At 66.7% G+C, this 26,520-nt stretch carries 30 protein-coding genes and 1 tRNA gene; 13 read left to right on the forward strand and 18 right to left on the reverse strand.

Annotation, left to right across the window (positions count from 1 at the left end):
- Nucleotides 1–32: 32 nt before the first annotated feature.
- Genes CFB47_RS14290 through CFB47_RS14300 form a run of 3 tightly spaced genes read right to left on the reverse strand, consistent with a single transcriptional unit; the run spans nt 33 to nt 3,029 of the window.
- The gene (locus tag CFB47_RS14290; RefSeq protein ID WP_089456769.1) at nt 33–785 is read right to left on the reverse strand and encodes a phosphoadenylyl-sulfate reductase; all 753 of its coding nucleotides are present in this window, start codon (nt 783–785) and stop codon (nt 33–35) included.
- Complete coding sequence (locus CFB47_RS14295) at nt 782–1,324, reverse strand: DUF934 domain-containing protein (RefSeq protein ID WP_089461511.1); 543 nt, start codon at nt 1,322–1,324, stop codon at nt 782–784. The genes CFB47_RS14290 and CFB47_RS14295 overlap by 4 nt, the downstream gene beginning before the upstream one ends.
- Nucleotides 1,325–1,349: 25 nt before the next feature.
- Nucleotides 1,350–3,029 carry a nitrite/sulfite reductase gene (locus CFB47_RS14300; RefSeq protein ID WP_089461512.1) on the reverse strand — a complete coding sequence of 560 codons (1,680 nt, stop codon included), beginning with the start codon at nt 3,027–3,029 and terminating at the stop codon, nt 1,350–1,352.
- A gap of 216 nt (nt 3,030–3,245) precedes the next feature.
- Here CFB47_RS14300 and CFB47_RS14305 point away from each other — a divergent pair, with 216 nt between their 5' ends.
- The 4 genes from CFB47_RS14305 to CFB47_RS41180 all read left to right on the forward strand — a co-directional run bounded on the left by CFB47_RS14305 (nt 3,246) and on the right by CFB47_RS41180 (nt 5,904).
- The gene (locus CFB47_RS14305; RefSeq protein WP_027785173.1) at nt 3,246–4,187 is read left to right on the forward strand and encodes a CysB family HTH-type transcriptional regulator; all 942 of its coding nucleotides are present in this window, start codon (nt 3,246–3,248) and stop codon (nt 4,185–4,187) included.
- 64 nt (nt 4,188–4,251) lie between these two features.
- Nucleotides 4,252–5,409, forward strand: a complete 1,158-nt coding sequence (locus CFB47_RS14310; protein WP_089456772.1) for an ABC transporter substrate-binding protein — start codon at nt 4,252–4,254, stop codon at nt 5,407–5,409.
- Between the two features lie 96 nt (nt 5,410–5,505).
- Nucleotides 5,506–5,590: transfer RNA gene (locus tag CFB47_RS14315), tRNA-Leu, on the forward strand.
- A 146-nt stretch (nt 5,591–5,736) separates the two neighbouring features.
- Entirely contained in the window at nt 5,737–5,904 is a 168-nt protein-coding gene (locus CFB47_RS41180; RefSeq protein ID WP_179243653.1) for a hypothetical protein, read from the forward strand.
- A gap of 44 nt (nt 5,905–5,948) precedes the next feature.
- Here the strand turns inward: CFB47_RS41180 and CFB47_RS14320 are convergent, their stop codons facing one another.
- Nucleotides 5,949–6,851, reverse strand: a complete 903-nt coding sequence (locus CFB47_RS14320) for a LysR family transcriptional regulator (RefSeq protein ID WP_089461513.1) — start codon at nt 6,849–6,851, stop codon at nt 5,949–5,951.
- A gap of 117 nt (nt 6,852–6,968) precedes the next feature.
- Here CFB47_RS14320 and CFB47_RS14325 point away from each other — a divergent pair, with 117 nt between their 5' ends.
- Nucleotides 6,969–7,706, forward strand: a complete 738-nt coding sequence (locus CFB47_RS14325) for an SDR family oxidoreductase (protein WP_089461514.1) — start codon at nt 6,969–6,971, stop codon at nt 7,704–7,706.
- 40 nt (nt 7,707–7,746) lie between these two features.
- Nucleotides 7,747–7,992, forward strand: a complete 246-nt coding sequence (locus CFB47_RS42120) for a hypothetical protein (RefSeq protein ID WP_089461515.1) — start codon at nt 7,747–7,749, stop codon at nt 7,990–7,992.
- 15 nt (nt 7,993–8,007) lie between these two features.
- On the opposite strand, the gene CFB47_RS14335 is transcribed toward CFB47_RS42120, so the two are convergent.
- The gene (locus CFB47_RS14335) at nt 8,008–8,913 is read right to left on the reverse strand and encodes an alpha/beta fold hydrolase (protein ID WP_089461516.1); all 906 of its coding nucleotides are present in this window, start codon (nt 8,911–8,913) and stop codon (nt 8,008–8,010) included.
- Nucleotides 8,914–9,019: 106 nt separating this feature from the next.
- Between CFB47_RS14335 and CFB47_RS14340 the strand changes: the two genes are divergently transcribed.
- Complete coding sequence (locus CFB47_RS14340) at nt 9,020–9,916, forward strand: LysR family transcriptional regulator (RefSeq protein ID WP_089461517.1); 897 nt, start codon at nt 9,020–9,022, stop codon at nt 9,914–9,916.
- A gap of 39 nt (nt 9,917–9,955) precedes the next feature.
- Here CFB47_RS14340 and CFB47_RS14345 read toward each other — a convergent pair whose 3' ends face one another.
- The 4 genes from CFB47_RS14345 to copC all read right to left on the reverse strand — a co-directional run bounded on the left by CFB47_RS14345 (nt 9,956) and on the right by copC (nt 12,950).
- A complete protein-coding gene (locus CFB47_RS14345; protein ID WP_089461518.1) occupies nt 9,956–10,885 on the reverse strand; it encodes a LysR family transcriptional regulator in 930 nt (309 codons plus the stop codon).
- A gap of 166 nt (nt 10,886–11,051) precedes the next feature.
- Nucleotides 11,052–11,825 carry an SDR family oxidoreductase gene (locus CFB47_RS14350; protein ID WP_039368119.1) on the reverse strand — a complete coding sequence of 258 codons (774 nt, stop codon included), beginning with the start codon at nt 11,823–11,825 and terminating at the stop codon, nt 11,052–11,054.
- Between the two features lie 186 nt (nt 11,826–12,011).
- Entirely contained in the window at nt 12,012–12,512 is a 501-nt protein-coding gene (locus CFB47_RS14355) for a DinB family protein (RefSeq protein WP_089440832.1), read from the reverse strand.
- A 63-nt stretch (nt 12,513–12,575) separates the two neighbouring features.
- Entirely contained in the window at nt 12,576–12,950 is a 375-nt protein-coding gene (copC, locus tag CFB47_RS14360; RefSeq protein ID WP_089461519.1) for a copper homeostasis periplasmic binding protein CopC, read from the reverse strand.
- Between the two features lie 114 nt (nt 12,951–13,064).
- Here copC and CFB47_RS14365 point away from each other — a divergent pair, with 114 nt between their 5' ends.
- Nucleotides 13,065–13,781: a pseudouridine synthase gene (locus CFB47_RS14365; protein WP_089456778.1), complete on the forward strand. Its 717-nt coding sequence runs from the start codon at nt 13,065–13,067 to the stop codon at nt 13,779–13,781.
- A gap of 105 nt (nt 13,782–13,886) precedes the next feature.
- A complete protein-coding gene (locus CFB47_RS14370) occupies nt 13,887–14,072 on the forward strand; it encodes a hypothetical protein (protein WP_011352938.1) in 186 nt (61 codons plus the stop codon).
- Here the strand turns inward: CFB47_RS14370 and CFB47_RS14375 are convergent.
- Nucleotides 14,055–15,092 (reverse strand): NAD-dependent epimerase/dehydratase family protein, encoded by a 1,038-nt coding sequence (locus CFB47_RS14375; RefSeq protein ID WP_089461520.1) that lies wholly within the window; start codon nt 15,090–15,092, stop codon nt 14,055–14,057. The two genes, CFB47_RS14370 and CFB47_RS14375, sit on opposite strands and share 18 nt — an antisense overlap.
- A 107-nt stretch (nt 15,093–15,199) precedes the next feature.
- On the opposite strand from CFB47_RS14375, the gene CFB47_RS14380 reads away from it, so the two are divergent.
- From CFB47_RS14380 to CFB47_RS14395, 3 genes are all read left to right on the forward strand, one after another.
- A complete protein-coding gene (locus tag CFB47_RS14380) occupies nt 15,200–16,231 on the forward strand; it encodes a CDP-6-deoxy-delta-3,4-glucoseen reductase (protein ID WP_089456780.1) in 1,032 nt (343 codons plus the stop codon).
- Between the two features lie 294 nt (nt 16,232–16,525).
- Complete coding sequence (locus CFB47_RS14390) at nt 16,526–17,710, forward strand: acetylornithine transaminase (protein WP_069248649.1); 1,185 nt, start codon at nt 16,526–16,528, stop codon at nt 17,708–17,710.
- Between the two features lie 13 nt (nt 17,711–17,723).
- The gene (locus CFB47_RS14395) at nt 17,724–18,179 is read left to right on the forward strand and encodes a GNAT family acetyltransferase (RefSeq protein WP_089461522.1); all 456 of its coding nucleotides are present in this window, start codon (nt 17,724–17,726) and stop codon (nt 18,177–18,179) included.
- A gap of 24 nt (nt 18,180–18,203) precedes the next feature.
- On the opposite strand, the gene CFB47_RS14400 is transcribed toward CFB47_RS14395, so the two are convergent.
- From CFB47_RS14400 to CFB47_RS14435, 8 genes are all read right to left on the reverse strand, one after another.
- A complete protein-coding gene (locus tag CFB47_RS14400) occupies nt 18,204–18,875 on the reverse strand; it encodes a DUF2278 family protein (protein ID WP_089461523.1) in 672 nt (223 codons plus the stop codon).
- Between the two features lie 274 nt (nt 18,876–19,149).
- On the reverse strand, nt 19,150–19,866 hold the full coding sequence (locus tag CFB47_RS14405; RefSeq protein ID WP_089426143.1) for an ABC transporter ATP-binding protein: 717 nt from the start codon (nt 19,864–19,866) through the stop codon (nt 19,150–19,152).
- Nucleotides 19,866–20,642, reverse strand: a complete 777-nt coding sequence (locus tag CFB47_RS14410; RefSeq protein WP_021160760.1) for an ABC transporter ATP-binding protein — start codon at nt 20,640–20,642, stop codon at nt 19,866–19,868. Before CFB47_RS14410 ends, CFB47_RS14405 begins: the two co-directional genes overlap by 1 nt.
- A gap of 24 nt (nt 20,643–20,666) precedes the next feature.
- Entirely contained in the window at nt 20,667–21,836 is a 1,170-nt protein-coding gene (locus CFB47_RS14415) for an ABC transporter ATP-binding protein (protein ID WP_089440838.1), read from the reverse strand.
- A gap of 18 nt (nt 21,837–21,854) precedes the next feature.
- Nucleotides 21,855–22,805, reverse strand: a complete 951-nt coding sequence (locus tag CFB47_RS14420; RefSeq protein ID WP_006488946.1) for a branched-chain amino acid ABC transporter permease — start codon at nt 22,803–22,805, stop codon at nt 21,855–21,857.
- A 211-nt stretch (nt 22,806–23,016) separates the two neighbouring features.
- Nucleotides 23,017–23,694 (reverse strand): amino acid-binding protein, encoded by a 678-nt coding sequence (locus CFB47_RS14425; RefSeq protein WP_089461524.1) that lies wholly within the window; start codon nt 23,692–23,694, stop codon nt 23,017–23,019.
- 269 nt (nt 23,695–23,963) lie between these two features.
- Nucleotides 23,964–24,944, reverse strand: a complete 981-nt coding sequence (gene ispH / locus CFB47_RS14430; RefSeq protein ID WP_006488968.1) for a 4-hydroxy-3-methylbut-2-enyl diphosphate reductase — start codon at nt 24,942–24,944, stop codon at nt 23,964–23,966.
- A 2-nt stretch (nt 24,945–24,946) separates the two neighbouring features.
- On the reverse strand, nt 24,947–25,402 hold the full coding sequence (locus CFB47_RS14435) for a peptidylprolyl isomerase (protein ID WP_046544593.1): 456 nt from the start codon (nt 25,400–25,402) through the stop codon (nt 24,947–24,949).
- A gap of 136 nt (nt 25,403–25,538) precedes the next feature.
- Between CFB47_RS14435 and radC the strand changes: the two genes are divergently transcribed.
- The gene (gene radC / locus CFB47_RS14440) at nt 25,539–26,312 is read left to right on the forward strand and encodes a DNA repair protein RadC (protein WP_089461525.1); all 774 of its coding nucleotides are present in this window, start codon (nt 25,539–25,541) and stop codon (nt 26,310–26,312) included.
- Nucleotides 26,313–26,520: the final 208 nt, after the last annotated feature.

Raw genomic sequence — 26,520 nt, forward strand, 5'->3', positions numbered from 1 at the left:
GGCGGCGCAATATTCAGTTTCTTGTCAGGCTTTCAGTGCGTGGCGCCGGCAGCGGCGTCCGCGGGAATCGGCGTGATCGTCGTGATGTGCAAGCCGCATTCCTTCGTATCGCGCGACTCCCACCACCAACGGCCCGCGCGGCTGTCCTCGCCGGGACGGATCGCCCGCGTACACGGCTCGCAGCCGATGCTCGGGTAGCCGCGTGCATGCAGCGGATTCACCGGCACGTCAAACGCGTTAAGGTACGCCCACACGTCGCTTTCCGTCCAGTCGGCGAGCGGGTTGTACTTCGCGATCCCGCGCGCTTCGTCCTGTTCTTCCTCGTGCAGCTCGGCACGCGTGACCGACTGCTCGCGACGCTGGCCGGTGACCCATGCGTCGACGTCGGCGAGCGCGCGATTCAACGGCTCGACCTTGCGGATGTGGCAGCACGACTTGCGCAGCTCGACGCTCTCGTAGAACGCATTCAGGCCGTGCTCCGCGACATACTGGTCGACCGCGTCCTGCTGCGGATGGAACTGCTCGATCTCGTAGCCGTAGCGCTCGCGCACACGGTCGATCATGCCGAGCGTTTCCGCGTGCAGGCGGCCCGTGTTCAGCGAGAAGATGCCGATCCGCACGCCCTTCGACAGGATCGCATGCGTCAGCAGCATGTCTTCCGCCGCGAGGCTGCTCGCGAACTTCACCTTCTCGTGACGGGCACCGATCTGCGCGAGCAGCGCATCGAGGCGCTCGACCTTCGCGGCGAGTTCCGGCGTCAGCGCGGTGGCGGTCGCGGTGCTCATGCGTTCACCTTCGCTTGTGCCGCCGCGGCGCGGCGGCGGAACAGCGGTTCGGGCTGGTCGAACGCGCCCTGGTAACGCTGCGTGAATTCCGTGAACGCATTCAGCGCGTCGTGGATGTCCTTGTCGGCACGCACCGCGTAGGCGTCGAAGCCGCAACGCGACATGTACAGCAACTGGTCGCGCAGCACGTCGCCGATCGCGCGCAGTTCACCCGTCCAGCCGTGGCGCTCGCGAAGCAGGCGCGCGATGCTGTAGCCGCGACCGTCCGCGAAGCGCGGGAAATCGACCGCGATCAGCGAAATCGCGCCGAAATCGGCCACGAGATCGGCCGGCTCGCCGTCCGGTGCGAGCCACACGCCGAGCTCGTCCTTCGTCTTCGCGGCGACGAGCGCCGCGCGCTCGGCCTGCCACAACGCGAACGGCACCAGCACCTTGCCGGCCGGCAACGCGTCGACCGCGGGCAGTGCACCGTCTTCCGCCGCGCGCACGACCTGCCATGCATCGTCGATCACTGCGCGGTTCTTGATAATCGAAGCCATCTGCTAATTCCTTCTACCCGGTTGGTTACGCGTTCACTGCCTGGCGCGCCGCATACACGCGCTCCTTGAACGGCGCGATGCCGATGCGGTCGTACGTGTCGACGAAGCGCTCGCCGTCGACGCGCGATTCGACGAACGTGTCGATCAGCTTCGCGATCACGTCGGGCACTTCTTCCGCCGAGAACGACGGCCCGATCACGCGGCCGAGGCGCGCGCCGTTCCGGCCCGTGCCCTGCTCGCCGCCGAGCGACACCTGGTACCACTCGGCGCCGTCCTTGTCGACGCCGAGGATGCCGATGTTGCCGACGTGGTGGTGACCGCACGAGTTCATGCAACCGGAAATGTTCAGCGACAGGTCGCCGAGGTCGTACACATAGTCGAGATCGTCGAAGCGCTGCTGGATCGCCAGCGCGATCGGGATCGACTTCGCGTTCGCGAGCGAGCAGAAGTCGCCGCCCGGGCACGCGATGATGTCGGTCAGCAGGCCGATGTTCGGCGTCGCGAAACCGGCTGCCTTCGCCTTTTCCCACAGGGCGAACAGGTCGCGCTTCTTCACGTTCGCGAGAATCAGGTTCTGCTCGTGCGACACGCGCAGCTCGCCGAACGAGTACGCGTCGGCCCAGTCGGCCACCAGCTCCATCTGCTGGTCGGTCGCGTCACCCGGCGCGACACGGTGATCCTTCAGCGACAGCGTGACGGCGGCATACCCGGCCACCTTGTGCAGGGCGACGTTACGCTCGACCCAGCGCGCGAACGCCTTGTTCTCGAGCAGGTGCTGTTCGAACGATGCGTCGGTATCGGGCAGCTTCTCGTAGACGGGCGGCTGGAAGTACTGCGACACGCGGTCGACTTCCGCCTGCGTGAGCGTCGACGGGCCATCCTTCAGGTGCTGCCACTCTTCCTCGACCTGCTGCGCGAACTTCGCGGGCGACAACGCCTTCACGAGGATCTTGATGCGCGCCTTGTACAGGTTGTCGCGGCGGCCGTAACGGTTGTACACGCGCAGCACGGCTTCGCAATAGGTGAGCAGGTGCTGCCACGGCAGGTCTTCCTTGATCACCGCGCCGACGATCGGCGTACGGCCGAGGCCGCCGCCCGCGAGGATGCTCGCGACCACTTCGCCCTGCGCGTTCTTCTTCAGGTACACGCCGAGGTCGTGGATCTGCACGGCCGCACGGTCGTCCTTCGAGCCCGACACCGCGATCTTGAACTTGCGCGGCAGCCAGGCGAATTCGGGATGGAACGTCGACCACTGACGCAGGATTTCCGACCACGGACGCGGATCGATTTCTTCGTCCTGCGCGACGCCGGCGAACTGGTCGGCCGTGATGTTACGGATGCAGTTGCCCGACGTCTGGATGCCGTGCATCTGCACCGACGCGAGCTTCGCGAGGATCTCGGGCGTTTCTTCCAGCTTGATCCAGTTGAACTGGATGTTCGAGCGGGTCGAGAAGTGACCGTAGCCGCGGTCGTGTTCGCGGGCAATGCGCGCCAGCATCCGGAGTTGGTCGCTGCGCAGGTTGCCGTACGGAATCGCGATGCGGTGCATGTACGCGTGGCGCTGCATGTACAGGCCGTTCTGCAGGCGCAGCGGACGGAACTCGTCTTCGCTCAACTCGCCCGACAGCCGGCGGCGCACCTGATCGCGGTACTGCGCGACACGCTCGTCGACGATCGTCTGGTCGTATTGGTCGTACTGATACATTCGGGGACCCCAGGGTTTTCGTGGTGACCGCGCGACGTCCTAGCCACGTCGCGCCCGAATCTCCGTTCCGCCGCTATCGCCGGCCTTCCGCTGCCCGGCTGGATTGCTAATGACGAAAACAGATATCCATATTTGAAAAACTCCGGTGAATCGTAATAAACTCGCCTTATATTTCAAACGACTAAAAAATTCTGTTGATATGCGGAAGGGTTATAAATGAACCTGCACCAATTTCGCTTCGTGCGCGAGGCCGTCCGGCAGAATTTCAACCTCACCGAGGCCGCCAAGGCGCTCTACACGTCGCAACCGGGGGTATCGAAGGCGATCATCGAGCTCGAGGACGAGCTGGGCGTCGAGATCTTCACGCGGCACGGCAAGCGCGTGCGCTCGCTCACCGAGCCGGGCCGGATCATCCTCGCGTCGGTCGAGCGGATTCTCCAGGAGGTTGAAAGCCTCAAAAGGGTCGGGAAGGATTATGCCGCGCAGGATCAGGGCAACCTGACCATCGCCGCGACCCACACGCAGGCCCGCTACTCGTTGCCGGCCGCGATCGCCGAGTTCAAGAAGCGCTTCCCGAAGGTCCACCTGTCAATCCTGCAGGGCAGCCCGACGCAGGTGGCCGAGATGGTGATCCACGACCAGGCCGATCTCGCGATCGCGACCGAGGCGATCTCCGACTACAAGGAACTCGTGTCGCTGCCCTGCTTCCAGTGGCACCACGCGGCCGTCGTGCCGGCCGACCATCCGCTGCTCGAGCGCAAGCCGGTCACGCTCGACGATCTCGCGCAGTACCCGCTGATCACGTACGACGACGCGTTCGCGGGCCGCAAGAAGATCAACCATGCGTTCGCGCTGCGCGGGCTGTCGCCGGACATCGTGCTCGAGGCGATCGACGCCGACGTGATCAAGACCTACGTCGAGCTCGGCCTCGGCGTCGGCATCATGGCCGACATCGCGTTCAATCCCGAGCGCGACCGCGGCCTGCGGCTGATCCCGGTCGGCCACCTGTTCGGCAGCAACGTGACGCGCGTCGCGCTCAAGCAGGGCGCCTACCTGCGCAGCTATGTGTATACGCTGGTCGAACTGCTGTCGCCGACGCTGAACCGCAAGCTGATCGAGCAGGCGCTCAAGGGCGAATCCGAATCGTACGAACTCTGAGCGGCGTGTATAAACACGGGGGCGCACATCGCGCCCCTTTTTGCTGTCCGACGGAGAATTCCGCATGACGCTTCCCGCCCTGTTGCGCCGCGCCACTGCCGGCGCCCTCGTACTGGCCTGCGCCGCCGCGCATGCAGACCTGAAGGTCGGCGTCGACCTGTCGTCGACCGGCCCGGCCGCCGCGATCGGCATCACGAGCAAGAACGCGATCCTGATGTGGCCGAAGACGATCGCAGGGCAGCCCGTGCAGGTGACGGTGCTCGACGATGCGTCCGACCCGGGCACCGCGGTGCGCAACATCCGCAAGCTGGTCGACGAGGATCATGTCGACGTCGTGGTCGGGCCGAACATCACGCCGGCCGCGCTCGCGGCGCTCGATGCGGTGGCCGCCGGGCAGACGCCGATGATCACGCTGGTCGGCTCCGGCGCGATCGTCGAGCCGCAGGAAGGCGCGCGGACCTGGGCGTTCAAGATGGCGCAGAGCGACCGCGCGATGGCCGACGTGATGACGCGCTATATGGCGAACCACGGCGTGAAGACGGTCGGCTTCATCGGCTTCGCGGACAGCTACGGCGACAGCTGGCTGAACGAGTTCACACGCTTCGCGGACCTGCGCAAGATCCGCGTGGTCGCGACCGAGCGCTTCAACCGTACCGACGCGAGCGTCACGGGCCAGGCGCTGAAGCTGATCGCGGCGAAACCCGACGCGATCCTGATCGCGGGCTCGGGCACGCCGGCCGTGCTGCCGCAGCGCACGCTGATCGAGCGCGGCTACAAGGGCCCGGTCTACCAAACACACGGGATCGCGACACCGGAATTCATCAAGCTGGGCGGCAAGGACGTCGACGGGACGCTGTTCCCGACCCAGCCGGTGGTCGTCGCGCGCACGCTGCCGGCCGATCATCCGGCCCGCAAGGCCGCGCTCGCGTTCGTCGACGCGTACGAAGCGAAGTACGGCGCCGGCACGGTCACACAGTTCGCGGGCGACGCGGCGGGCGTCTACCCGCGCCTCGCCGACGCGGTCGGCCGCGCGCTGAAGGCCGCGCAGCCCGGCACGCCCGCGTTCCGCGCGGCGCTGCGGCGCGAGCTGGAACACGCGCACGAGCTGGTCGTGCCGAACGGGGTCGTCAACACGAGCGACAAGGACCATGTGGGACTCGACCAGCGTGCGAGCGTGATGGGGATCGTCAAGCAGGGCCGGTTCGTCTACCTGAGTCAGTGACTTGGGCGGCCCGCAACCGGGCAGCTTGCCCGACGGCAGGATTTCGGACATAATCCGCGTTTCGCCGCGCACCATCGCATGCGCGGCCAGGATCAAGCCCAGGTGGTGAAATTGGTAGACGCAGGGGACTCAAAATCCCCCGCCGCAAGGCGTGCCGGTTCGATTCCGGCCCTGGGCACCAGCATTCTCGCAGCGTGAAGCGCTGCGCCTTCCGAAACCCGCGCAAGCTCGCCGCTTCGCGGGTTTTTTGTTTTTGTCGCGCACCGCAACGCGTGCCCCCGTGCAACAGTCCAAGCGTCATGAGGATGCGCGGCACGGAGGCTCGCCATGTCCATGCGCCCGATTTCATCTCCGCTCTGCCGCCGCGCGCTCGCCCTGGTGCTGTCGATCATGCTGGCCGGCTGCGACATCCTGACCGCGCCGCCGGTGCCCGACTGGCCGGGCCCGCACGCGCCCTATCCGTTCCCGGACAGCATTCCGCATCGCACCGAATGAATCGACGGGAAGGCCATCGTCGGCACGTCGAGCCGAGTTCAGGCTCAGGCCATCAACGCCCGCACGAAGTCGAGAAACACGCGCACCTTCGCGGAAACGAGATTGGACGCGTGGTGATATGCGTAGAGCGGAAACGTCTCGTCCGCCCATTCCGGCAGCAGCAGCACCAGCCGCCCGTCGGCAAGGATGTCGCGCGCATAGAGTTCCAGCAGTTGGGCAATTCCCGCGCCGCCCAGGCACGCGCCGAGCAGCATGCCCGTATCGTTGACCATCAGCCGGCCGGCGGCATCGAACGGCACCACCTCCTTGCCGCGATGAAACGCCCATTCGAACGGCCGCCCCGTCACCGGATCGCGGATCAGCACGCAGCGATGCCCGTTCGCGAGATCCCGCGGGTGCCGCGGTTCGCCGTGACGCGCGACATAGGCCGCCGACGCGCAGGTCAGCACGCGCGTTTCCAGCAGCAGCCGCGCACGGTATGACGAAGGCTCGGGAATGCCGAACCGCACCGCCACGTCGAAACCGTCGGCGACGAGGTCGCCCATCCGGTCACGCACGCTGATTTCGACGGACAGGTCGGGAAAGCGGTCGAGAAACTCGGCCATCTTCGGCGCCAGCACGTAGTGGCCGAACGTCGCGTCGACGTTGACGCGCAGCCGCCCCCTGACACGCGCCTTCGACTGGCCGGCGTCGATCGCCGCGTCCTCGATGCCGGCCAGCAGCGGCGCGACCGCTTCATAGAAGCGCCGCCCTTCGTCGGTCAGCGTGATCGCACGGGCCGTGCGGTTGAAGATCCGGATGCCGACGCGCTCCTCCAGCCGGGCGACGGCACGGCTCACCGCCGGCTGCGTCAACCCCATCGCCTCGCCGGCGCGCGCGAAGGTGCCGGCCTCGATCACCGCCGAGAGCACGCCGATCCCGCTCAACAGCCTGCTGTCGAATGTCATGAGACATACTTTTAGTCATTCTTGATCTGATCATTATTCATTATTTTTATTAATCGAGGAAGCCTACATTAGTCCTGTCGCCGGATCGCACGGCACTCACGAACCAAGGAGCAGGACATGAGCACATCGGAACAGGTCGCCCTCGTCACGGGCTCGTCGCGCGGCATCGGTGCGGAAATCGCCCGCCGTCTCGCCCGCGACGGTTTCAGGGTCGTCGTGAACTATGCGGGCGGCGCCGGCCCCGCGCAGGAAGTGGTCGACGCGATCGTCGCCGGCGGCGGCCATGCTATCGCGGTGCAGGCGAACGTCGCCGATCCGGCGGCCGTGGCCGCGCTGTTCGACGCCGCACAACAAGCATTCGGCGGTCTGGATGTGGTGGTCAACTCCGCGGGCGTGATGAAGCTGGCGACCATCGCCGACTGCGACGATGCGCTCTTCGACGAAACGATCACCATCAACGTGAAAGGCACGTTCAACGTCTGCCGCGAAGCGGCCAGGCGGGTGCGCGACGGCGGACGCATCATCAACCTGTCGACCAGCGTGATCGGCATGCGCATGCCGACTTACGGTGTGTACGTCGCCAGCAAGGCGGCGGTCGAAAGCCTGACGCAGGTGCTCGCGCAGGAGATGCGCGGCCGCGGCATCAGCGTGAACGCCGTCGCGCCGGGACCGGTCGCGACCGAGTTGTTCCTGCAGGGCAAGAGCGCCGAACTCGTCGATCGGCTCGCGAAGCTGAATCCGCTCGAGCGGCTCGGCCAGCCCGACGACATCGCGCGTGTCGTCGCCTTCCTCGCCGGCCCCGACGGCGCGTGGGTCAACGGCCAGGTCCTGCGCGCCAACGGCGGCATGTGCTGACCGGCCGCCTGCCACGCCCACCGCTTAGCGGAGAGCGATCATGAAGGAAGTCATTCTCGTCACGGGCGCGTCCAGCTGCTTCGGCCTGCTGACGGCCCAGGCGCTCGCCCGCGCCGGCCATACCGTACGCGTCGCCGCCCCGGCCGGCAAGCGCCCGTACCGCGTGTTCGTCGATCCGTCGCAGGACGGTGCGGAGGAAGGGTTCCGCGTCGGCGATCGCATTCGCCGCGAGATGTTCAGGAACATCGGCCTCGCTGACCTGCTCGCGGCCCGCGTCGGCGGCTGATCCACCGCGCGCCGGTCACGCCGGCGCGCCTCGGCCTGGCTCGCAGAAGCCGAGGATCGCATCGGCGACCGCCGCTGGCGCCTCGCGCTGCGGAAAGTGGCCGACACCGTCCAGCACCTGGCGCGCGTAGCGCCCTGCAAAGAACCGCTCGCGGCCGGCCGAGCTGTCCGGATGATTGCAGGTGTCCGCGCCGCCGTGCAGTACGAGCGTCGGCAGCGCCAGCACCGGTGCGGGATTCAGCCGCGCATCGTCGTCGGCATAGGCCGGCGTGCCCGGTGCGAATCCCCATCGATTCCGGTACGAATGCAGGACGACGTCGATCCAGTCGGGCCCGTCGAACGCGGCGGCGGCCGCGTCGAAATCGCTGTCGCGATACCAGCCCGGCGGCGACCACGTGTCCCACATCAGGCGGGCAAACGCGCGGCGATCATCGCGCAACGCCTGCTCGCCACGCGGCGTCGCCATGAACCAGTGATACCAGTAGTTGCGCGCCTGCTGCAGCGACAGCGGCTGCCCGGGATCGTTGGTGCCGTACCCGACCGACAGCATCACGAGATGCGATGCGGCACCTTCACGCAGCCCGCACGCGTTCGCGGCCGCCCGCGCACCCCAGTCGTGCCCGACCAGCACGGGCCGCTCGAGGCCGAGCGCATCGACGAAGTCGAGCAGGTCGCGCCCGAGCGCCGCGAGCTGGCCGCTGCGCGGCACGGATGCATCGCGAAAGCGGGTCGGGGCAAAACCGCGCAGCGCGGGCGCGAGCACGCGGCAGCCGTGCGCGGCGAGCCTCGCCGCAACCGCCTCCCAGCCGACCGGGCTGTCCGGCCAGCCGTGCAGCAGCACGACCACGCGCTCGCCGCGCGGATTCCATTCGAGGTAGGCAACGTCGAGCGACGCGGTCGTCGCATGCGCATAGGTCGTCATCGTGCACTCCGTTGGGTCGATCCGAGTGCACGATGGTAGGCCGGCATTTCATCACGATTCACGGAGTATCATGATTCATTCTTCGAGTATCACGTTGAATTGATCCATGGAACCGCTGACCGATCCCGCGTCGACGTCGCTCGACATCACGCTGCTGCGCACCTTCCTCGAAGTCGTCGACAGCCGCGGGTTCGCGCCGGCCGCGGAGCGGCTCGCGTTGACGCCGTCCGCCGTCAGCGGCCACATCAAGCGGCTCGAACAGGCAGCCGGCACGGTGCTGCTCGCGCGCACCACCCGTCGCATCGCGCTCACGCCGGCCGGCGACACGCTGTACGCCTATGCACGCAACATCGTCGACATGGAGCGCGAAGTGCGCGCGAGGCTGCGCGGCGCGCCGGCGCACGGGCCGCTGCGGGTCGGCGCATCGGAGGATTTTGCTGGTGCGTGGCTGCCGCACGTGCTGCGCACGTTTCGCGACCGCCACCCGCGCACGTCGATCGAGCTGAGGGTCGGGATCACCGCGTCGCTGCTGCGCGAGCAAACACTCGGCCGGCTCGACGTCGTGTTCGGCAAGCAATGCCGGCAGGTCGACACGCCGGGCGAACTGCTGTGGGAAGAACCGCTCGTGTGGGCGTTCGCGTCGGATCGCACGCTCGACGCCGGCGGCGACGTGCCGCTCGCGCTGTTTCCGCAGCCATGCGTCTATCGCGAAGCCGCCGTCGCGGCACTCGCCGCTGCGCTGCGGCCGTTCCGCGTGCTGTTCGAGAGCAGCAGCATGGCCGGCTGCGTGTCGGCCGCGCTCGCGGGCTTCGCGGTCACCGCGCTGGCGCGCAGCCAGTTGCGCGACGGCCTGCGCGAATGCGGCCCGCAGGACGGCCTGCCGGCGCTCCCGGCCGCGCGTTTCTACGCGTTCGCGGCGAAACCGGACGGCGCCGGTGCGGCGTTGATCGACGCTGTGCGGGAAACCGGGCGCAACCGGCAGTTCGCGGCGCTGCCCGGCTGAAACAGGCACGACGGCACGCAGCACAACCGGCCGTGCCGGTCAGTCGCCCTCCGCCCCCTCCCTGCCATGCGTCAGCGCGCTCTCCATCAGTTCCCCGAACCATTCGATGAAGGCGTTGAGCCGGCGCGAACGATGGCGCCGGTGCGGGTACACGGCCGACACGTCCATCGGTGCGGCGCGGTGGCCGGGCATCACGTCGACGAGTGCGCCGCTGTCGAGCAGATGCTGGACGTCGAAGCGCGGAATCTGGATCAGCCCCATCCCGGCGATGCAGCTGGCGATATAGGTTTCGGCATTGTTGACGATCACCCGGCTCGGCAGCATGCGTGTGTATCGCTGGCCGTCCGTGCAGTATTCCCAGTCGAGTTCGCGCCCGGTCGTCGGCGACGCATAGCCGATCGCCCAGTGTCCGTGCGCGAGCGCATCCGGATGCTCGGGCACGCCGCATTCGCGCAGGTAGTCGGGACTCGCGCAGTTGATCAGCGTGAACTGTCCGAGCGGCCGCACGACGAGGCTGCTGTCGGCAAGCCGCCCGACGCGAATCGCGCAGTCGACGCCCTCCTGCACCAGGTCGATCGAACGATCGGTCGAGCCGAGCGACAGTTGCAGCTTCGGATAACGGTGAAACAGCGACGGCAGCGCGGGCGCCACCATGCGGCGCGCGATCCGGCTCGGCACGTCGACGTTCAGCCGGCCGATCACGTCGCGGTCGCGGCGGCGGAACAGGCGGTCGAGTTCGTCGGCCTCCGCGAGCAGGCGCCGGCCGCGTTCGAGCAGCAGCGCGCCGTCGGCGGTCAGCTGCACCTGGCGTGTCGTGCGGTGCAAGAGGCGCGTGCCGAGCGCCGTCTCCAGTTGCTGGACGGCCGCCGACACGGTCGCGCGCGGCACGTCGAGCGCATGCGCGGCCTTGATGAAGCTGCCCATCTCGGCAACCTGCAGGAAGATTCTGACCTGATCCAGCTTGTCCATCGGCAGGGAACGTAGGTTCGGACGAACGCCACCGCCAGCCGTCGCGCATCGCGGCCGGGTCCGGCGGCACAGAGAAAACGGGCACGCAGCCACGAGGCTGCGCGCCCGTCCATTGTCCACGCAAACGCGCCATTGCGGTGCGCCGCGCGGCCCGTTGCCGGGCCGGTTACTTGGTCGTGTAGCCGCCGTTGATCAGGATCGTCTGGCCCGTGATCCACCAGCCGTCGGTGACGAGATGGCGGATGAACGGCACGACGTCCTCGATGTCGGTCAGGCCCGTCTTGCTGAACGGCGACAGCGCGGCCGCCGTCTTGTGGTACGCGACCGCATCGGCGCCCTCGGCCGGGTAGAAGAACGGCGTGTCCATCGGGCCCGGCCCGACGGCCGTCACCGAGATCCCGCGCGCACCGTACTCCTTCGATGCCGCGCGCGTGAAATGCTCGACCGGCGCCTTCGATCCTTCGTACGCCGCATAGAACGGCGTGAACGCGCCGAGCAGCGACGTCACGAGCGTGACGAGCTTGCCGTGATCCTCGAGGTGCCGCCCCGCTTCCTTGATGAAGAAGAACGCCGACTTGCTGTTGACCGCGAACATCTCGTCGTACTCGGCCTCGCTGATCTCGGTGAACGGCTTCTTCAGCACCTTGCCGACCGTGTTGATCGCGATGTCGATCTTGCCGAAGCGCTGCTTCGCGTCGTCGAACAGCTTCTCGACCGCGGCGGCCGTCGTCAGGTCGCCCTGGAACGTGGCCGCTTCCGCGCCGGCCGCACGCACCGCGGCGGCCGTCTCCTCGGCCTGCGCCTGCGACGCGGCGCTGTTGTAGTGAATCGCCACGGCCTTCGCGCCGTGGCTCGCCAGATCCCGCGCGATCAGACCGCCGAGATTCTTTGCGCCACCTGCGATCAGGACGACCTTGTCTGCGAGCGTATGAGTTGCCACGGCTGACTCCTTTTTTCGTTGAACGAAGCTAGGAGTGTAGGCATGCGCGACGCACCGGTCAGCCGGGCACGGCTGGATGGATTATCCAGAAAAACGATCCAATCGAAGCGCGGCAGTGCAGCCTGCCGCACCGACAACCGCGCCTGAATCTGTCCTCGATCGAGTGGCGCCCGTCCCGGCGCCCGCTCAACGCGCGTACAACGCCGCGTCGATCTTGCCGAGCAGCCACTGCATGCCGGCCAGGTGCTGCTGGTCGTGGCTGCACAGGTAGTGGACGAGTCCGCGCACGGTCAGCGACCCGTAGCCTTCGAATTCCCCGGTGCGCGCGAGCTGTTCGGGCGTGAGACGCGACACGAGGTCCAGCGTCTCGCGCCGCGCTTCGCGGATCGCCGCGAGCACGTCGGACGCGTACGCGTCGTTGTAGCGGCGCTCGATCGCGAGCGCGTCGCCGTCGATCGACACGAGCAGCGGCCGGTCTTCGTCGAGCATCCGCCGCAGCCGCACGTGATAGCCGTCGATCTCGATGTCGCGTACGTGGCAGAGCTGCCCGAGCGGCGAGAAATGCTCGCTCGGGATCCCGGCCCAGTCATCGGGCGTCCAGCGCGCGTAGCCGTCGGGCACGGCCGCGAAATGCGCTTCGAGCTGACGGGGGAAATCGGCGAGTGCGTCGAGCGTCGTCGGATTCATGCGGGACTCCCTGTCGGATAGGCGCGACGGCAACCCTGGCACGGGCCTGCCGTCGCCGTTGCGTCACTTCACGCTGAAGCCGTACGCGCCCTGCGTGCGGTGCCCGTCGGTCGCGACGGCCACCCATTTCACCGTATAGGCGCCGGTGCCGACCGCCGTGAGCGGCACCGACATCCGCTTGCGATTCGACGCGTCGATGCGCGCACGGCCGTCCGACACCGTCTTGCCGTCGCCGTCGACGACGACGATCGAGCTGAACGCCGGCTCCAGCGGCTCGGTGAAGTCGATCGTGACGGCGGCCGGTGCGGCAGCCACCGACGCGCCCGCCGCCGGATCGCTCTTCGCGAGGTGCGCGTGCGCGAACGCGGCCGACGAGACGGTCGCGGCAACGATGACGGCCGCGGCGTAGCGGCCGAACGGGAACGAAGCAAAAGGCATGTGCTTTCCGTGAAAAATGAACGGGCGCCGCGCCCCGCGCGGCGTACCGGCAGCTTACCAGCGCATGCGCGTTCATGCCGGTCGCGCGCCATCGCTTGATAGAATGCGCGCGCTATGGATCTCGAAAGCATTCTCTACACCCAGGGCTTCGGCTCGCGCCGCCAGTGCCGCGGCCTGATCGAAGCGGGCCGCGTCACCGTGGCGGGGGCCCGCGCGACCGACCCCGACGCCGCGTTCGATACCGACGGCCTCGTGTTCTCGGTCGACGATACGGCGTGGCCGTTCCACGCACGCGCCTATCTCGCACTCAACAAGCCGGCCGGCTACGAGTGTTCGCGCGACCCGCAACACCACGCGAGCGTATTCAGCCTGCTGCCTGCGCCGCTCGTCGCGCGCGGCGTGCAGTGCGTCGGGCGTCTCGACCAGGACACGACGGGCCTGCTGCTGCTGTCCGACGACGGCCAGTTCGTGCACGCGTACACGTCGCCGAAACGCAAGGTACCGAAGACCTACGTGGCGACCGTGCGCCACCCGCTCGACGACACGCAGCTCGACACGCTGCGCACCGGCGTGCAGTTGCACGGCGAGCCGAAGCCGATCGCGGCGGTCGCCGCCGACGCGCGCGCCCCGCACGCACTGGCGCTGACCGTTCTGGAAGGCAAGTATCACCAGGTCAAACGGATGGTCGCGGCGGCGAGCAATCGCGTCGAAGCGCTGCATCGCGAAAGCATCGGCGGCTTCACGCTGCCGGGCGACCTCGCGCCCGGCGCGTGGCGCTGGCTCGACGACGCCGACCTTGCGGCGCTGCGCAATACCGTCAAAACCCTGTAAGGGAAAATCCGCACGACCGTTCGACGTCCGACCGCATCTCTGCCGCGTGTTCCCCCGCTATACTGAAATCACAAGCTGTACGAGCAGCGATGCAGGGGAGACGTCATGAACAACCATACTTTCGAACTGTCGTACGTGATGATCGCGTTCGCGGTCATCGGTGTCATCGTGATCGGCGGGCTGCTGGCCGCGATGCACATGAAGCACAAATATCATCCGAACCTGATTGGCGCGCTGATCGGCGCGTTGCTGTGCTTCCTGCTGATCGAGGCGTTACCGGCGCTCACCTGACGCGCTGCCCGGCGCGAGCGTTTGAAGGAAATCGTCTACGGTCGGATAGCGCAACGTCACGCACAATTCGGCCTTGAGCCGTGCGTTGGACAGGCGCCGCGACTCGCGCATGAACGACAGCAGTGTCGGTTCGAGCTGACGCTCGGCGTCCGCGCGGCTGACGCGTGGCGGCCTCGGCAGGCCGAGCGCCTGCGCGACCCGGTCGAAATACTCCCCCATCCGCAGTTCGCTGTCGTCCGACGCGTGTACAGCGCGCGCCGGCTTGCCGCGTTCGGCCGCGCGGCGCAGGATCGCCGCGAGATCGTCCGCGTGGATGTGGTTCGTGTAGACGTCGTCGGCCGGTTCGAGCGCCGGCGTGCCGCGCTCGAGCCGCGCGACCGGCAGACGGTTGGCCGCGTAGATCCCGGGAATCCGCACGACGCGCGCGGACAGCACGCCGCGCACCGTCGCCGCACGCAACTGCCGCTCGGCCGACACGCGGCGAAATGCGCGCGGATTCGCGGGGCGCAGCGGCTGCGTCTCGTCGATACGTGCGCCGCCGCAATCGCCGTAAACGCCCGTCGTACTGGCGTAGACGAGCCTCGGCGCACGAAGGCCGTCGGGTACAATACGCGCTGCCCGAACGGGCGCGCCGGCCTGTCGGGCCGCGGTGCGCAGCGTTCGGAGCCGGCCGACCGCCGAGGCCGGCGGCACCGGCGGCCGTCGCGCAGGCACGGTCGTTGCGGCGATCAGCGCACGCGTGCGCCGGTCGTCGCGGCCATCGGACTGCGGCGGTGCGAGATGCAGGATCGTGCGGGCAAGACCCGCGAGGCGGCCAAGCGTCGCCCGGCGATCGAGGTCGCCGACGATCGGTGTTGCGCCCGCGGCGCGCAGTTCGTCGCGACGGGCCGGATGGCTCGTCAGCGCGAAGATCCGCAGGTTGCGGCGCGTGTCGCGCCATTGCGCGACGCAGCGCATGCCGACGTCGCCGCAGCCGACGATCAGTGCGCGCGGCCGGCGCAGGATTCGAGTCGCGATCATGTTGGTTGCGAAATCAGTAGCCACCGTTGCGCGACGCGCAACGGGTTTGCATTGTAGCTGCCGTGCCCGACATGCACGGTCCCCCCATTTTGTTCTAGTTTGGTTCTATGGCATTCAACGTCACTCTCAAGCAAAGCGGCCGGCAATTCCAGGTCGAGTCGGATGAAACCGTGCTGGCGGCCGCGCTGCGCCAGAACGTCCATCTGCCGTACGGCTGCAAGAACGGCGCGTGCGGCTCCTGCAAGGGCCAGATCGTGTCGGGCCAGATCGAACAGGGCCCGCACGCCGCATCGGCACTGTCCAACGACGAGCGCACCCGCGGCCTCGCGCTGCTGTGCTGCTCGAAGGCGCAGTGCGATCTCGAAATCGACGTGCGTGAAATCGCCGGCGTCGACGGCGTGCAGGTCAAGAAGCTGCCGTGCCGGATCGCCGCGCTCGAGCGCAAGGCCGACGACGTGATGGTCGTGAAGCTGCAGCTCCCCGCCAACGAACGCCTGCAGTATCTCGCGGGCCAGTACGTCGAGTTCATCCTGAAGGACGGCTCGCGCCGCAGCTACTCGATGGCGAGCGCACCGCACGAGGAAGGCCCGGTCGAGCTGCACATCCGCCACATGCCGGGCGGCAAGTTCACCGACCACGTGTTCGGCGCGATGAAGGAGCGCGACATCCTGCGCTTCGAAGGCCCGCTCGGCACGTTCTTCCTGCGCGAGGATTCCGACAAGCCGATCGTGCTGCTCGCATCGGGCACCGGCTTCGCGCCGATCAAGGCGATCATCGAGCACGTGAAGCACACGGGCATCACGCGCCCGATGACGCTCTACTGGGGCGCACGCCGCAAGAAGGACATCTACCTCGGCGAACTGGCCGAGCAGTGGGCACGCGAGATCCCGAACTTCAAGTACGTGCCGGTGCTCTCCGAGCCGGACGCCGGCGATCAGTGGACGGGCCGCACCGGCTTCGTCCATCGCGCGGTGATCGAGGATCTGCCCGACCTGTCGGGCTACCAGGTGTACGCATGCGGCGCGCCGGTGATGGTCGAATCCGCGCAGCGCGACTTCACGCAGCACCACGCGCTGCCGGCCGAGGAGTTCTACGCGGACTCGTTCACGAGCGCCGCCGATCTCGCGCATCCGGTCTGAGGCCCGCGCACCCGCGTGCGGCACTGCGCGCCGCGATGTCACATCCGTGGCATCGCGGCGGTTTACAGTGACGCGCGGGATGCCTTATGCTTGCGCACATGAACTGCTTCCTGTCCGCCCTTCGACGTCGCCGCTCGCCGCTCCGCCCGGATGCCGCAGGCTCGTCACGGACTCGCGCGTAACCCCCCACACTGCTTCACCGGTTACGCACAAGCTGTTCGACCCACCAGCCACGGCCTTCCGTGGCTTTTTTATTGCCTGTTTCCCTTTCAACGTCCGCTGGAGTCTGCTGCCATGCCCCTGAACGATTATCCGATCGACTCGCTGATGTACATCACGAACCGCCCCGACATCGTGTTTACGCACGGCAAGGGTTCGTGGCTCTACGATCACACGGGCAAGCGCTATCTGGACTTCATCCAGGGCTGGGCCGTCAACAGCCTCGGCCATTGCAACGAAGGCATCGTCGACGCGCTGAAGACGCAGGCGGAAAAGCTGCTGAACCCGTCGCCCGCGTTCTACAACGAACCGATGGCGAAGCTCGCGGGCCTGCTCACGCAGCACAGCGTGTTCGACAAGGTGTTCTTCACGAACAGCGGCGCGGAAGCGAACGAAGGCGCGATCAAGCTCGCGCGCAAGTGGGGCCGCAAGTTCAAGAACGGCGCGTACGAGATCATCACGTTCGACCACAGCTTCCACGGCCGCACGCTCGCGACGATGTCGGCCAGCGGCAAGCCGGGCTGGGACACGATCTACGCGCCGCAAGTGCCGGGCTTCCCGAAGGCCGAGCTGAACGACATCAACTCGGTCGAGAAGCTGATCACCGACAAGACCGTCGCCGTGATGCTCGAGCCGATCCAGGGCGAAGGCGGCGTGATTCCGGCCACGCGTGAATTCATGCAGGCGCTGCGCGCGCTGACGAAGCAGCACGACCTGCTGCTGATCGTCGACGAAGTGCAAAGCGGCTGCGGCCGCGCAGGCACGCTGTTCGCGTACGAGCTGTCCGGCATCGAGCCGGACGTCATGACGCTCGCGAAAGGCATCGGCGGCGGCGCCCCGCTCGGCGCGCTGCTGTCGAAGGCCGAGTTCGCGGTGTTCGAGGCCGGCGACCAGGGCGGCACGTACAACGGCAACCCGCTGATGACGGCGGTCGGCTATTCGGTGATCTCGCAGCTCGTCGCACCGGGCTTCCTCGAAGGTGTGCGCGCGCGCAGCGAATACCTGAAGCGCAAGCTGCTCGAGCTGTCGGAAGAGCGCGGCTTCGAAGGCGAACGCGGCGAAGGCCTGCTGCGCGCGCTGCTGCTCGGCAAGGACATCGGCCCGCAGATCGTCGAGAAGGCGCGCGACATGCAGCCCGACGGCCTGCTGCTGAACGCCGCGCGGCCGAACCTGCTGCGCTTCATGCCCGCACTGAACGTGACGACCGAGGAAATCGACCAGATGATGGCGATGCTGCGGTCGGTCCTCGACACGCTCTAAGGAGACCACCGCGATGGATGCCGCCGCCGATGCTGTCGCAGTCCGCCCGTTCGAACGCGCCGACACCGATGCCGTGCTCGCGGTATGGCGCGACGCGTTCCCGCAGTACGAAGACGCGGATGCGCCGCCGCACCGCGATCCGCTGCGATCGATCGAGCTGAAGCTCGCGACGCAGCCGGAACTGTTCTTCGTCGCGATCAGCCGCGCACGCGTGGTCGGCACGCTGATGGCGGGTTTCGACGGGCATCGCGGCTGGCTCTACTCGTTCGGCGTATCGAACGACGCACGCCGGCTCGGCATCGGCCGCGCACTGATCGCGCACGCGGAACGCGCGCTCGCCGCGCGCGGCTGCCTGAAGATCAACCTGCAGGTGCTGCCCGGCAACGACGATGCATGCCGCTTCTACGCGGCGCTCGGCTATCGTGTCGAGGAACGCATCTCGTTCGGCAAGACACTGCCGGCCGCGTGAAGCAGAGGCCGGCAGCCCGCTACGTCAACGCGTGATCGGCCCCGCGCCCGGCAGCGGATTGCCGAGCGCGTCGGTCGGCACGGCCTGCTGCTCGAACGCGGCGAAATACGCGGCCCACTGCGACTCGCTCACGCGCACGATCAGCGCGCCGTCCTGCCAGATGTCGTTGTGATCGTTGTGGTCGTCGCCCGCGCGGTGCAGGTAGTTCGAGCCGGTCGACCCCTGGTTCATGTGCGTGTCGTGGATGCCGTTGCCTTGCGAATACGTGCGGCCGAACACGACGACGTCGAGCCCCTGCGACTGCGCGGCGTTCACCAGCCGCAGCAGCGACGGGATCGGCTCCTGATTCTCCGTGCCGTCCATCACGGCGCTCGGGCGCCATGCGCCCGTTTCGTTCAGGATGTCGCTGCGCAGGTAGTCGAGCGCGGGCAACGCTGCCTGCCCCGTCAGGTCCGTATAGCCTTCGGCCGCGGCCGCGAGCGTCTGCGTGATCGGGTGGTGGAAATCGTAGACGAGCTTGTAGTTCAGCAGGTCGTCCGCGTCGTTGGTGCCGACGTTGATCGCGACGTCCCAGTCGCCGCCGGGCAACGCCAGCGTCAGGTGGATGTGGTACTGGATCTCGCTGCCATGCGGCGAGCCCTTCAGCTTCGCCACCGATGTCACCTTCGCCTTCACGAAACCGTAGTCCAGACTCATGCGCGCTCTCCGTGTGCCGACGGGCCGCCGATGCTACACGGCCCATGTGTCGGTTTGCAGGCGACCGGCAACGAGCGGCCGCCCCCATCGTTCCCGCGCCGCGTGCGCGGCGCAACAGTCGAATGGAGTCGCGCCCGCCCACACAAGTTCGACCGGAATCGCATGACACGAAAAAAAAGGCTGTCACGGCATCCCGTGACAGCCTTTCGAAAGCCCGTGTGCGACGCGGCCGGCATCTGCCGTCGCGCGCCACCGGGCCCGCTCATTCACTCACTCATTCACCCAGGTACGCAGCCCGCACCTTCGGGTCGTCGAGCATCTGCTTCGCATCGCCTTCCATCGTGACCGTGCCCGAATCCATCACGTAACCACGGTCGGCCGCCTGCAGCGCGAGGCGCGCGTTCTGCTCGACCAGCAGCACCGTGATGCCCTCCTTCGAGATTTCACGCACCACTTCGAAGATCTTCTCGACCATGATCGGCGACAGGCCCATCGACGGCTCGTCGAGCAGCAGCAGCTTCGGCTTCGACAGGATCGCGCGCGACATCGCCAGCATCTGCTGCTCGCCGCCCGACAGCGTGCCCGCGAGCTGCGTCGCACGCTCCTTCAGGCGCGGGAAGAAGCCGAACATGCGGTCGACGTCCTTCTTGATCTGCTCGCCGTCGTTGCGCAGGTACGCGCCCATCTGCATGTTCTCGACGATCGACATCCGCGCGAAGATCCCGCGGCCTTCCGGCACCATCGCGAGGCCGCGCTTGAGCAGCTCGTGCGTCGGGATGCCCTTGATCGACTTGCCCTCGTACTCGATGTCGCCGGCCGAATACGCCTTCAGACCCGTGATCGCCTTCATCGTCGTGGTCTTGCCCGCGCCGTTCGCGCCGATCAGCGTCACGAGCTCGCCCTGACGGACTTCCATGTCAACGCCCTTGACGGCCTGGATGCCGCCGTAGTTGACCTGCAAGCCCTTGATTTTCAACATTGCCGCTGCCATCAGTGCACCCCTGCGCCGAGATATGCCTCAATCACCTTCGGATTCTTCTGCACGTCCTGCGGCAGACCCTCGGCGATCACCTTGCCGTAATCGAGCACCGTCATCCGGTTGCACAGCCCCATCACGAGCTTCACGTCGTGCTCGATCAGGAGAATCGTGCGGCCGTCCGAGCGGATCTTGTCGAGCAGGCGCGTGAGTTCGACCTTCTCGGTCGCGTTCATCCCGGCCGCCGGCTCGTCGAGCGCGAGCAGCTTCGGGTCGGTGGCCAGTGCGCGCGCGATCTCGAGACGGCGCTGGTGGCCGTACGACAGGTTGCGCGACGTGTAGTCCGCGTACTGCAGCACGCCGACGTATTCGAGCAGCTCGATCGCGCGTTCCTTGATCTCGCGCTCTTCCTGGCGTTCGGCCGGCGTCTGGAACACCGCGCCGAGCAGCCCGTGCTTGGTGCGCACGTGGCGGCCCACCATCACGTTCTCGAGCGCCGTCATCCCGCCGAACAGGCGGATGTTCTGGAACGTGCGCGCGATGCCCGTCTTCGCGACCTGATGCACCGCGGTCGGCTTGTATTCCGAGCCGTCGAGCTTGAACTCGCCGGAGTCCGGCGTGTAGAGGCCCGTGATCACGTTGAAGAACGTCGTCTTGCCGGCGCCGTTCGGGCCGATCAGGCCGTAGATCTCGCCTTCCTTGATTTCGAGGCCGACGTCGGACAGCGCCTGCAGGCCACCGAAGCGCTTGTTCACGCCTTTGACGGACAGTCGGATTTGTTTGTCGCTCATGTGTATATCCCCAGTGTCCGTCGATTAAGCACGAACCGGCTTCTTGCTGTTGCGCTTCGCCAGTTTCGCGATCTTGTCCTCATGCTTCGGCGCGGGCCACAGGCCTTCCGAGCGATACAGCATGATGACCACCATCGCGAGGCCGTACAGCGCCTGACGGATCACTTCCGTATCGACGACGTCGTGGCCGAACAGCGCGTGCTGCAGCGGGCTCATCGTCGAGCGCAGGAATTCCGGGAAGATCGCGAGCAGCACCGCGCCCAGGATCACGCCCGGGATGTGGCCCATGCCGCCGAGCACCACGCAGGCCAGCACGACGATCGATTCCCAGAACGTGAACGATTCCGGCGACACGAAGCCCTGGAACGAACCGAACATCGCACCCGACAGGCCGCCGAACGACGCACCCATCGCGAACGCGAGCAGCTTCACGTTGCGGGTGTTGATGCCCATCGCCTTCGCCGCGATCTCGTCTTCGCGGATCGCCGCCCATGCGCGGCCGATACGCGAGTGCTGCAGGCGCGTACACACCCAGATCACCAGCAGCGAGCAGAGCACGAACAGGTAGTAGTACATGTAGACCGACGGCAGCTGGATCCCGAACAGCGAGTGCGTCTGCGCGAGGCTGAAGTCGCCGATGTGCACCGGATCGATGCCCGTGATCCCCTTCGGGCCGTTGGTGATGTTCACCGGACGGTCGAGGTTGTTCATGAAGATCCGGACGATTTCACCGAAGCCGAGCGTCACGATCGCCAGGTAGTCGCCGCGCAGGCGCAGCGTCGGCGCGCCGAGCAGGATCCCGAAGGTCGCCGCCAGCGCCATCGCGATCGGCACGATGATCAGGAACGGGATGTGCAGCCCGTTCGGCGCGAGCGCCGCGATCCACTCGAATTGCGAGCTCAGGTGCGGCGAGCTCAACAATGCCGCCGTGTACGCACCCACCGCGTAGAACGCGATGTAACCCAGGTCGAGCAGGCCGGCGAAGCCGACCACCACGTTCAGGCCCAGCGCGAGCATCACGTACAGCATCGCGAAGTCGAGCACGCGGACCCAGTAGTTGCCGCCGGCCGAGCCGATGATGATCGGCGCCGCGATCACGAAGACCGCGGTCAGGAGGCCGATGATGACCGTCTTGGTGGTGTTGCGCTCTTCGACGAGCGACGTCGAGGATTCGATCGGTTGAATGGATGTCATGTTGTTTGCTCCCTTCCGTTACGCGCGATCCGCGACACGTTCGCCCAGCAGGCCGGACGGACGGAACACCAGCACGATGATCAGCACGATGAAGGCGAACACGTCCTGGTAGTTACTGCCGAATACGCCGCCCGTGAGGTTGCCGATGTAGCCGGCCCCGAGCTGCTCGATCAGGCCGAGCAGCACGCCGCCGACCATCGCACCGCCGAGGTTGCCGATCCCGCCCAGCACCGCGGCCGTGAATGCCTTCATGCCGGGGATGAAGCCCATGTAGAAGTGCACGTTGCCGTATTCGGATGCGATCATCACGCCGGCCAGCGCGGCGAGCGCGGAGCCGATCATGAACGTCGCGGAGATCACGAAGTTTGGGTTCACGCCCATCAGGCTCGCGGTGTTCGGGCTTTCGGCGATCGCGCGCATCGCGCGGCCGAGCTTGGTCTTGTGCACGAGCAGCAGCAGGCCGCCCATTACGATGAACGCCACCGCGATGATCACGATTTCAGTCACCGAGATCACGGCGCCGGGCGTCGTGTCGGTGGCCTTGATCACGTTGATCGGATCGGTCGGCAGCAATTGCGGGAACGGCAGCGGGTTGCGCGACCAGATGATCATCGCGGCGGTCTGCAGCAGGATCGACACGCCGATCGCGGTGATCAGCGGGGCGAGGCGCGGTGCGCGACGCAGCGGCCGGTAGGCGACCCGTTCGATCGTGAAGCCGACGAATGCACAGACGACTGCGGCGATGCCCAGGCCGATCGTCAGCGTCGCGACGTTGCCGAGTCCGGGGAAATGGTTCTGCAGCACGGTGATGGCCGACAGGGCGACCATCGCGCCGATCATCAGCACGTCGCCGTGCGCGAAGTTGATGATGCCGAGAATGCCGTACACCATCGTGTAGCCCAACGCGATGATGGCGTAGACACTGCCGAGCACCAGCCCGTTGAGAACCTGCTGGACGAAAATATCCATTTAAAGCTCCTTGGCCCGTGCTGCCGGAGGACGTTGCGCCCCGCGGGTAAGCGAGGAATCGCGCCTTCTCGGCGACACTGCGGGTACTAGTCGATACCGGTAAGGGTGGATCGTCCCGGCGCGCGCCGCCCGGCCTGTACGGCCGGACCTGCCGCCGGAGCGGATACAAAAACGGCACCGCACTGTTCCGGTGCCGTCATGAGTCCCGTCGCTAAATCGTCACGACATCGAGGACGGTGTTCGTGGCCTCCTTGAAGTCGTAGGGCAGCATGCCGAGACGGCCATCGTCCGGTTGCCCGGCATCCGTGCCTTTTCCCGTCCGGTGCGAGGCGAGCCCCGCACCCGGGCGGATCGGATTCCGTGCCGCGCTGCCTCGCAAGGCACCGCGAACGCCGCGCCCGACATTCGTCAGGACTACGTCGGAATCCATCGTACGAACCAGACCGCGCGCCGCGACATCATTGCTCGCGGCAACGCGCTGTTTCGTCGAATCGAAATGAAAGGGGACCGGCGACATCGGCACGCTGCCCGCATCGCCGGGCACCCGGGCCGGCCTGCGTCGATCGGCGCGCACGGTCGCTGTCACGCCACGACCGGCGGCCTGCTGTGCTGCACCCTGCGTGCCCGCTGCCTGGCCGTTCGCCAGGCCAAGCGCGTTGATTTCCTCGATCGCCAAACGTGCCCCGTTTTCCTTGTCCTTGCCCAATTGCGCGATGCGGCCCGCAAAGGGTGCCGCACGACCGGTTCCGGCGACGCGCACGCCGCTGGCCGGCGGTGCCGCGAACACCGCAGCCTCCCTCCCCGCCTCGTCGTCGCTCTTTTTGCTGCAGCCGGCAAGCATTGCAACCGGTGCGGCGACGGACATGGCGTAAGCCAACTTCACATGCATTGAGTGGTCTCCCGCGCCTTGCCAAAATCCGATTTCAAAGCCATTCAGGCCTGAAAACGGGCGCATTGTAACTCCATTTATAGGACGCCAATAATCCTGATTCGATGGGGTTTTCCTGCATTGCAACCAATTTTGAGAGACGCTTGAAAGCACGCAGAGCAACCCGGTTGCACCATTGATCCGAATATTGGTTGCGATTGCGAATTCGACAGGCAAAAAAAAGCGCGCCGTCAGGCGCGCTTCGGTGTTCCGCGGGTGCAATGCGGCAATCAGGCGGCGGGCGGCAGGTTCAACCCGCGCGGCAGCGGAAACGACACGTTTTCCTCGATGCCGTCGAGCGCGCGCACATTGCGCACACCGAGTTCGCGCAGCCGTGCGATCACGGCCTGGGCGAGCACTTCGGGGGCCGACGCGCCGGCCGTCACGCCGATGCGGCGCTTGCCCGCGACCCATGCCGGATCGATCTGGTCGGGCGCATCGACCATGTAGGCGGCCACGCCGCGCTTCTCGGCCACTTCACGCAGGCGGCTCGAATTCGAGCTGTTCGGGCTGCCGACGACGATCACGACATCGCACTGCGGCGCCATGAACTTCACGGCATCCTGGCGGTTCTGCGTCGCGTAGCAGATGTCCTGCTTCTTCGGCTCGCGGATCTTCGGATACTTCGCCTTCAGCGCGCCGATGATCTCGGCCGCGTCGTCGACGGACAGCGTCGTCTGCGTGACGAGCGCGATGCGTTCGGGATCGGCGAGCTCGAGCTTCTGCACGTCCTCGACGCTCTCGACGAGATGCATGCCGCGCTCGACCTGCCCCATCGTGCCTTCGACTTCCGGATGGCCCTTGTGCCCGATCATGACGATGTCGACGCCGTCCTGGCGCATCTTCGCCACTTCGACGTGCACCTTCGTGACGAGCGGGCAGGTTGCGTCGTAAATGCGCAACCCGCGCACGTCGGCCTCGTCGCGCACGGCCTTCGACACGCCGTGCGCGCTGAAGATCACGGTATTGCCGGCCGGCACTTCCTCGAGTTCCTCGACGAAGATCGCGCCTTTCTTCTTCAGATCCTCGACCACGTACTTGTTGTGGACGATCTCGTGACGGACGTAGATCGGCGCACCGTGCATCGCGATGGCGCGCTCGACGATCTCGATCGCGCGATCGACGCCCGCGCAGAAACCGCGCGGCTGGGCCAGCAGGATTTCGGCATCGGCGGCGACGGTCTGCCCGGACAGCGTATCGGTGGTGCTCATGATTACAGGATTCCGATGATTTTCACTTCGAACGTGAGCGCTTGGCCCGCGAGCGGATGATTGAAGTCGAACAGTGCCGAGGTTTCGCTGACTTCCTTCAGCACCCCGGCGTATCGGCCGCCGTCCGGCGCGTTGAACTCGATCAGTTCGCCCGGCGTGAAATCGTCGCCGACCATCCCGTTCTCGCGCAGCGTCGACAGCGTCACGCGCTGGAGCATGTCGGGATTCCGGGGACCGAACCCCTGTTCGGGGGCTAGCTGAAAAGTCGAGTGGTCGCCGACCCTGAGGCCGATCAGAATCTGTTCCAGCGACGGCGCCAGTTGCCCCGCGCCGAGCAGCAGCGTGGCCGGCTTGTCGGTGAAGGTGTTGACGATATCGGCGCCGTCGGCGAGTGCCAGCCGGTAATGCAGTGTGACGTGGGAACCGGGCTTCACTTCGGATAGATCGATGAGGCTCATGAATTACTCGTTCAGTCGGCGCCCGATACGGCCGAAAGGCCCGGCGCAAAACCAATATTGTAAGTCACCTGAGCGCGCAAGGCGGAAAGTGCGACGACGTCGCGCACACTGCCCCGCCGCCAATGGAGTTTCAAGCATGCTGTCACCCTGCCCAGCCTTGCCGCCCGCCGAATGCCGCGACAGCGCCGATCTGCCGGCCGATCCGCCCGGCCGCGTCATCCCGATCCACCGGCGCAAGCACCGCCTGCGCGGCTGGCGGCCCGAGCGGCCACGCGAGCGATTGCTGGAGCGCGGGCCGGCGGCGCTCACCGACGACGAACTGGTCGCCCTGCTGCTCGGCACGGGCAAGCCCGGGCACGATGTGTTCACCACCGCCCGCGCACTGGTCAAGCAGTTCAAGTCGTTGCACGGACTGCTCGAGGCAACCACCGGCGATTTCGAGGCGCACCCCGGCATCGGCCCCGCGCGCGCCGCGCGGCTGGTTGCTGTCATCGAGATCGCGCGTCGCATGCTCAAGGAGAAAGCGCACGAGAAGATGCCGATCGACTCACCCCGCGCGGTCGAGGACTATCTGCGGCTGAAGATCGGCGCGCGTCCGTACGAAGTGTTCGCCGCGGTCTACCTCGACGCGCGCCACGGCCTGATCGACATGGAGGAAATCACGCGCGGCTCGCTGACGCGCATGGCGGTCTACCCGCGCGAGATCGTGCGCCGCGCGATGGCATACAACGCCGCGGCACTGATCGTCGCCCACAACCATCCGTCGGGCGCCGTGCAGCCGAGCGCGGAAGATCGCCGCCTGACCCGCGTGCTGCACGACGCGCTCGCGCTCGTCGATGTCAGGCTGCTCGATCACGTCGTGATCGGCACGGGTGATACTTTTTCGTTCGCGCGGGCCGGTTGGATGTAGACTGTGCGGTTGCGGCCCGCCCAACGGCGCCGCAACGGCGATGCGAAATTAGGTTTGATTTTTCTGAACTTTTTCTGCTAGAATCGCCGTCTGTCTTTTTTCCAACCAGTTCTAGCCATCGAAGGGCCTTGTCTGTAAGGGCTTCGGCGTTCTGAGTGCAGCCATGGATCACGTGGCGGTACGATGGAACCTTCATCGGCGATCGAAC

The sequence above is a fragment of the Burkholderia sp. AU27893 genome, from assembly GCF_002223205.1.
Taxonomy (GTDB): domain Bacteria; phylum Pseudomonadota; class Gammaproteobacteria; order Burkholderiales; family Burkholderiaceae; genus Burkholderia.

Bases quoted from the DNA above. Each gene is read 5' to 3' on its own strand.
- CFB47_RS14290 (WP_089456769.1), bottom strand. From the start codon at position 785: ATGAGCACCGCGACCGCCACCGCGCTGACGCCGGAACTCGCCGCGAAG.
- CFB47_RS14295 (WP_089461511.1), bottom strand. From the start codon at position 1,324: ATGGCTTCGATTATCAAGAACCGCGCAGTGATCGACGATGCATGGCAG.
- CFB47_RS14300 (WP_089461512.1), bottom strand. From the start codon at position 3,029: ATGTATCAGTACGACCAATACGACCAGACGATCGTCGACGAGCGTGTC.
- CFB47_RS14305 (WP_027785173.1), top strand. From the start codon at position 3,246: ATGAACCTGCACCAATTTCGCTTCGTGCGCGAGGCCGTCCGGCAGAAT.
- CFB47_RS14310 (WP_089456772.1), top strand. From the start codon at position 4,252: ATGACGCTTCCCGCCCTGTTGCGCCGCGCCACTGCCGGCGCCCTCGTA.
- CFB47_RS41180 (WP_179243653.1), top strand. From the start codon at position 5,737: ATGTCCATGCGCCCGATTTCATCTCCGCTCTGCCGCCGCGCGCTCGCC.
- CFB47_RS14320 (WP_089461513.1), bottom strand. From the start codon at position 6,851: ATGACATTCGACAGCAGGCTGTTGAGCGGGATCGGCGTGCTCTCGGCG.
- CFB47_RS14325 (WP_089461514.1), top strand. From the start codon at position 6,969: ATGAGCACATCGGAACAGGTCGCCCTCGTCACGGGCTCGTCGCGCGGC.
- CFB47_RS42120 (WP_089461515.1), top strand. From the start codon at position 7,747: ATGAAGGAAGTCATTCTCGTCACGGGCGCGTCCAGCTGCTTCGGCCTG.
- CFB47_RS14335 (WP_089461516.1), bottom strand. From the start codon at position 8,913: ATGACGACCTATGCGCATGCGACGACCGCGTCGCTCGACGTTGCCTAC.
- CFB47_RS14340 (WP_089461517.1), top strand. From the start codon at position 9,020: ATGGAACCGCTGACCGATCCCGCGTCGACGTCGCTCGACATCACGCTG.
- CFB47_RS14345 (WP_089461518.1), bottom strand. From the start codon at position 10,885: ATGGACAAGCTGGATCAGGTCAGAATCTTCCTGCAGGTTGCCGAGATG.
- CFB47_RS14355 (WP_089440832.1), bottom strand. From the start codon at position 12,512: ATGAATCCGACGACGCTCGACGCACTCGCCGATTTCCCCCGTCAGCTC.
- copC (WP_089461519.1), bottom strand. From the start codon at position 12,950: ATGCCTTTTGCTTCGTTCCCGTTCGGCCGCTACGCCGCGGCCGTCATC.
- CFB47_RS14365 (WP_089456778.1), top strand. From the start codon at position 13,065: ATGGATCTCGAAAGCATTCTCTACACCCAGGGCTTCGGCTCGCGCCGC.
- CFB47_RS14370 (WP_011352938.1), top strand. From the start codon at position 13,887: ATGAACAACCATACTTTCGAACTGTCGTACGTGATGATCGCGTTCGCG.
- CFB47_RS14375 (WP_089461520.1), bottom strand. From the start codon at position 15,092: ATGATCGCGACTCGAATCCTGCGCCGGCCGCGCGCACTGATCGTCGGC.
- CFB47_RS14380 (WP_089456780.1), top strand. From the start codon at position 15,200: ATGGCATTCAACGTCACTCTCAAGCAAAGCGGCCGGCAATTCCAGGTC.
- CFB47_RS14390 (WP_069248649.1), top strand. From the start codon at position 16,526: ATGCCCCTGAACGATTATCCGATCGACTCGCTGATGTACATCACGAAC.
- CFB47_RS14395 (WP_089461522.1), top strand. From the start codon at position 17,724: ATGGATGCCGCCGCCGATGCTGTCGCAGTCCGCCCGTTCGAACGCGCC.
- CFB47_RS14400 (WP_089461523.1), bottom strand. From the start codon at position 18,875: ATGAGTCTGGACTACGGTTTCGTGAAGGCGAAGGTGACATCGGTGGCG.
- CFB47_RS14405 (WP_089426143.1), bottom strand. From the start codon at position 19,866: ATGGCAGCGGCAATGTTGAAAATCAAGGGCTTGCAGGTCAACTACGGC.
- CFB47_RS14410 (WP_021160760.1), bottom strand. From the start codon at position 20,642: ATGAGCGACAAACAAATCCGACTGTCCGTCAAAGGCGTGAACAAGCGC.
- CFB47_RS14415 (WP_089440838.1), bottom strand. From the start codon at position 21,836: ATGACATCCATTCAACCGATCGAATCCTCGACGTCGCTCGTCGAAGAG.
- CFB47_RS14420 (WP_006488946.1), bottom strand. From the start codon at position 22,805: ATGGATATTTTCGTCCAGCAGGTTCTCAACGGGCTGGTGCTCGGCAGT.
- CFB47_RS14425 (WP_089461524.1), bottom strand. From the start codon at position 23,694: ATGCATGTGAAGTTGGCTTACGCCATGTCCGTCGCCGCACCGGTTGCA.
- ispH (WP_006488968.1), bottom strand. From the start codon at position 24,944: ATGAGCACCACCGATACGCTGTCCGGGCAGACCGTCGCCGCCGATGCC.
- CFB47_RS14435 (WP_046544593.1), bottom strand. From the start codon at position 25,402: ATGAGCCTCATCGATCTATCCGAAGTGAAGCCCGGTTCCCACGTCACA.
- radC (WP_089461525.1), top strand. From the start codon at position 25,539: ATGCTGTCACCCTGCCCAGCCTTGCCGCCCGCCGAATGCCGCGACAGC.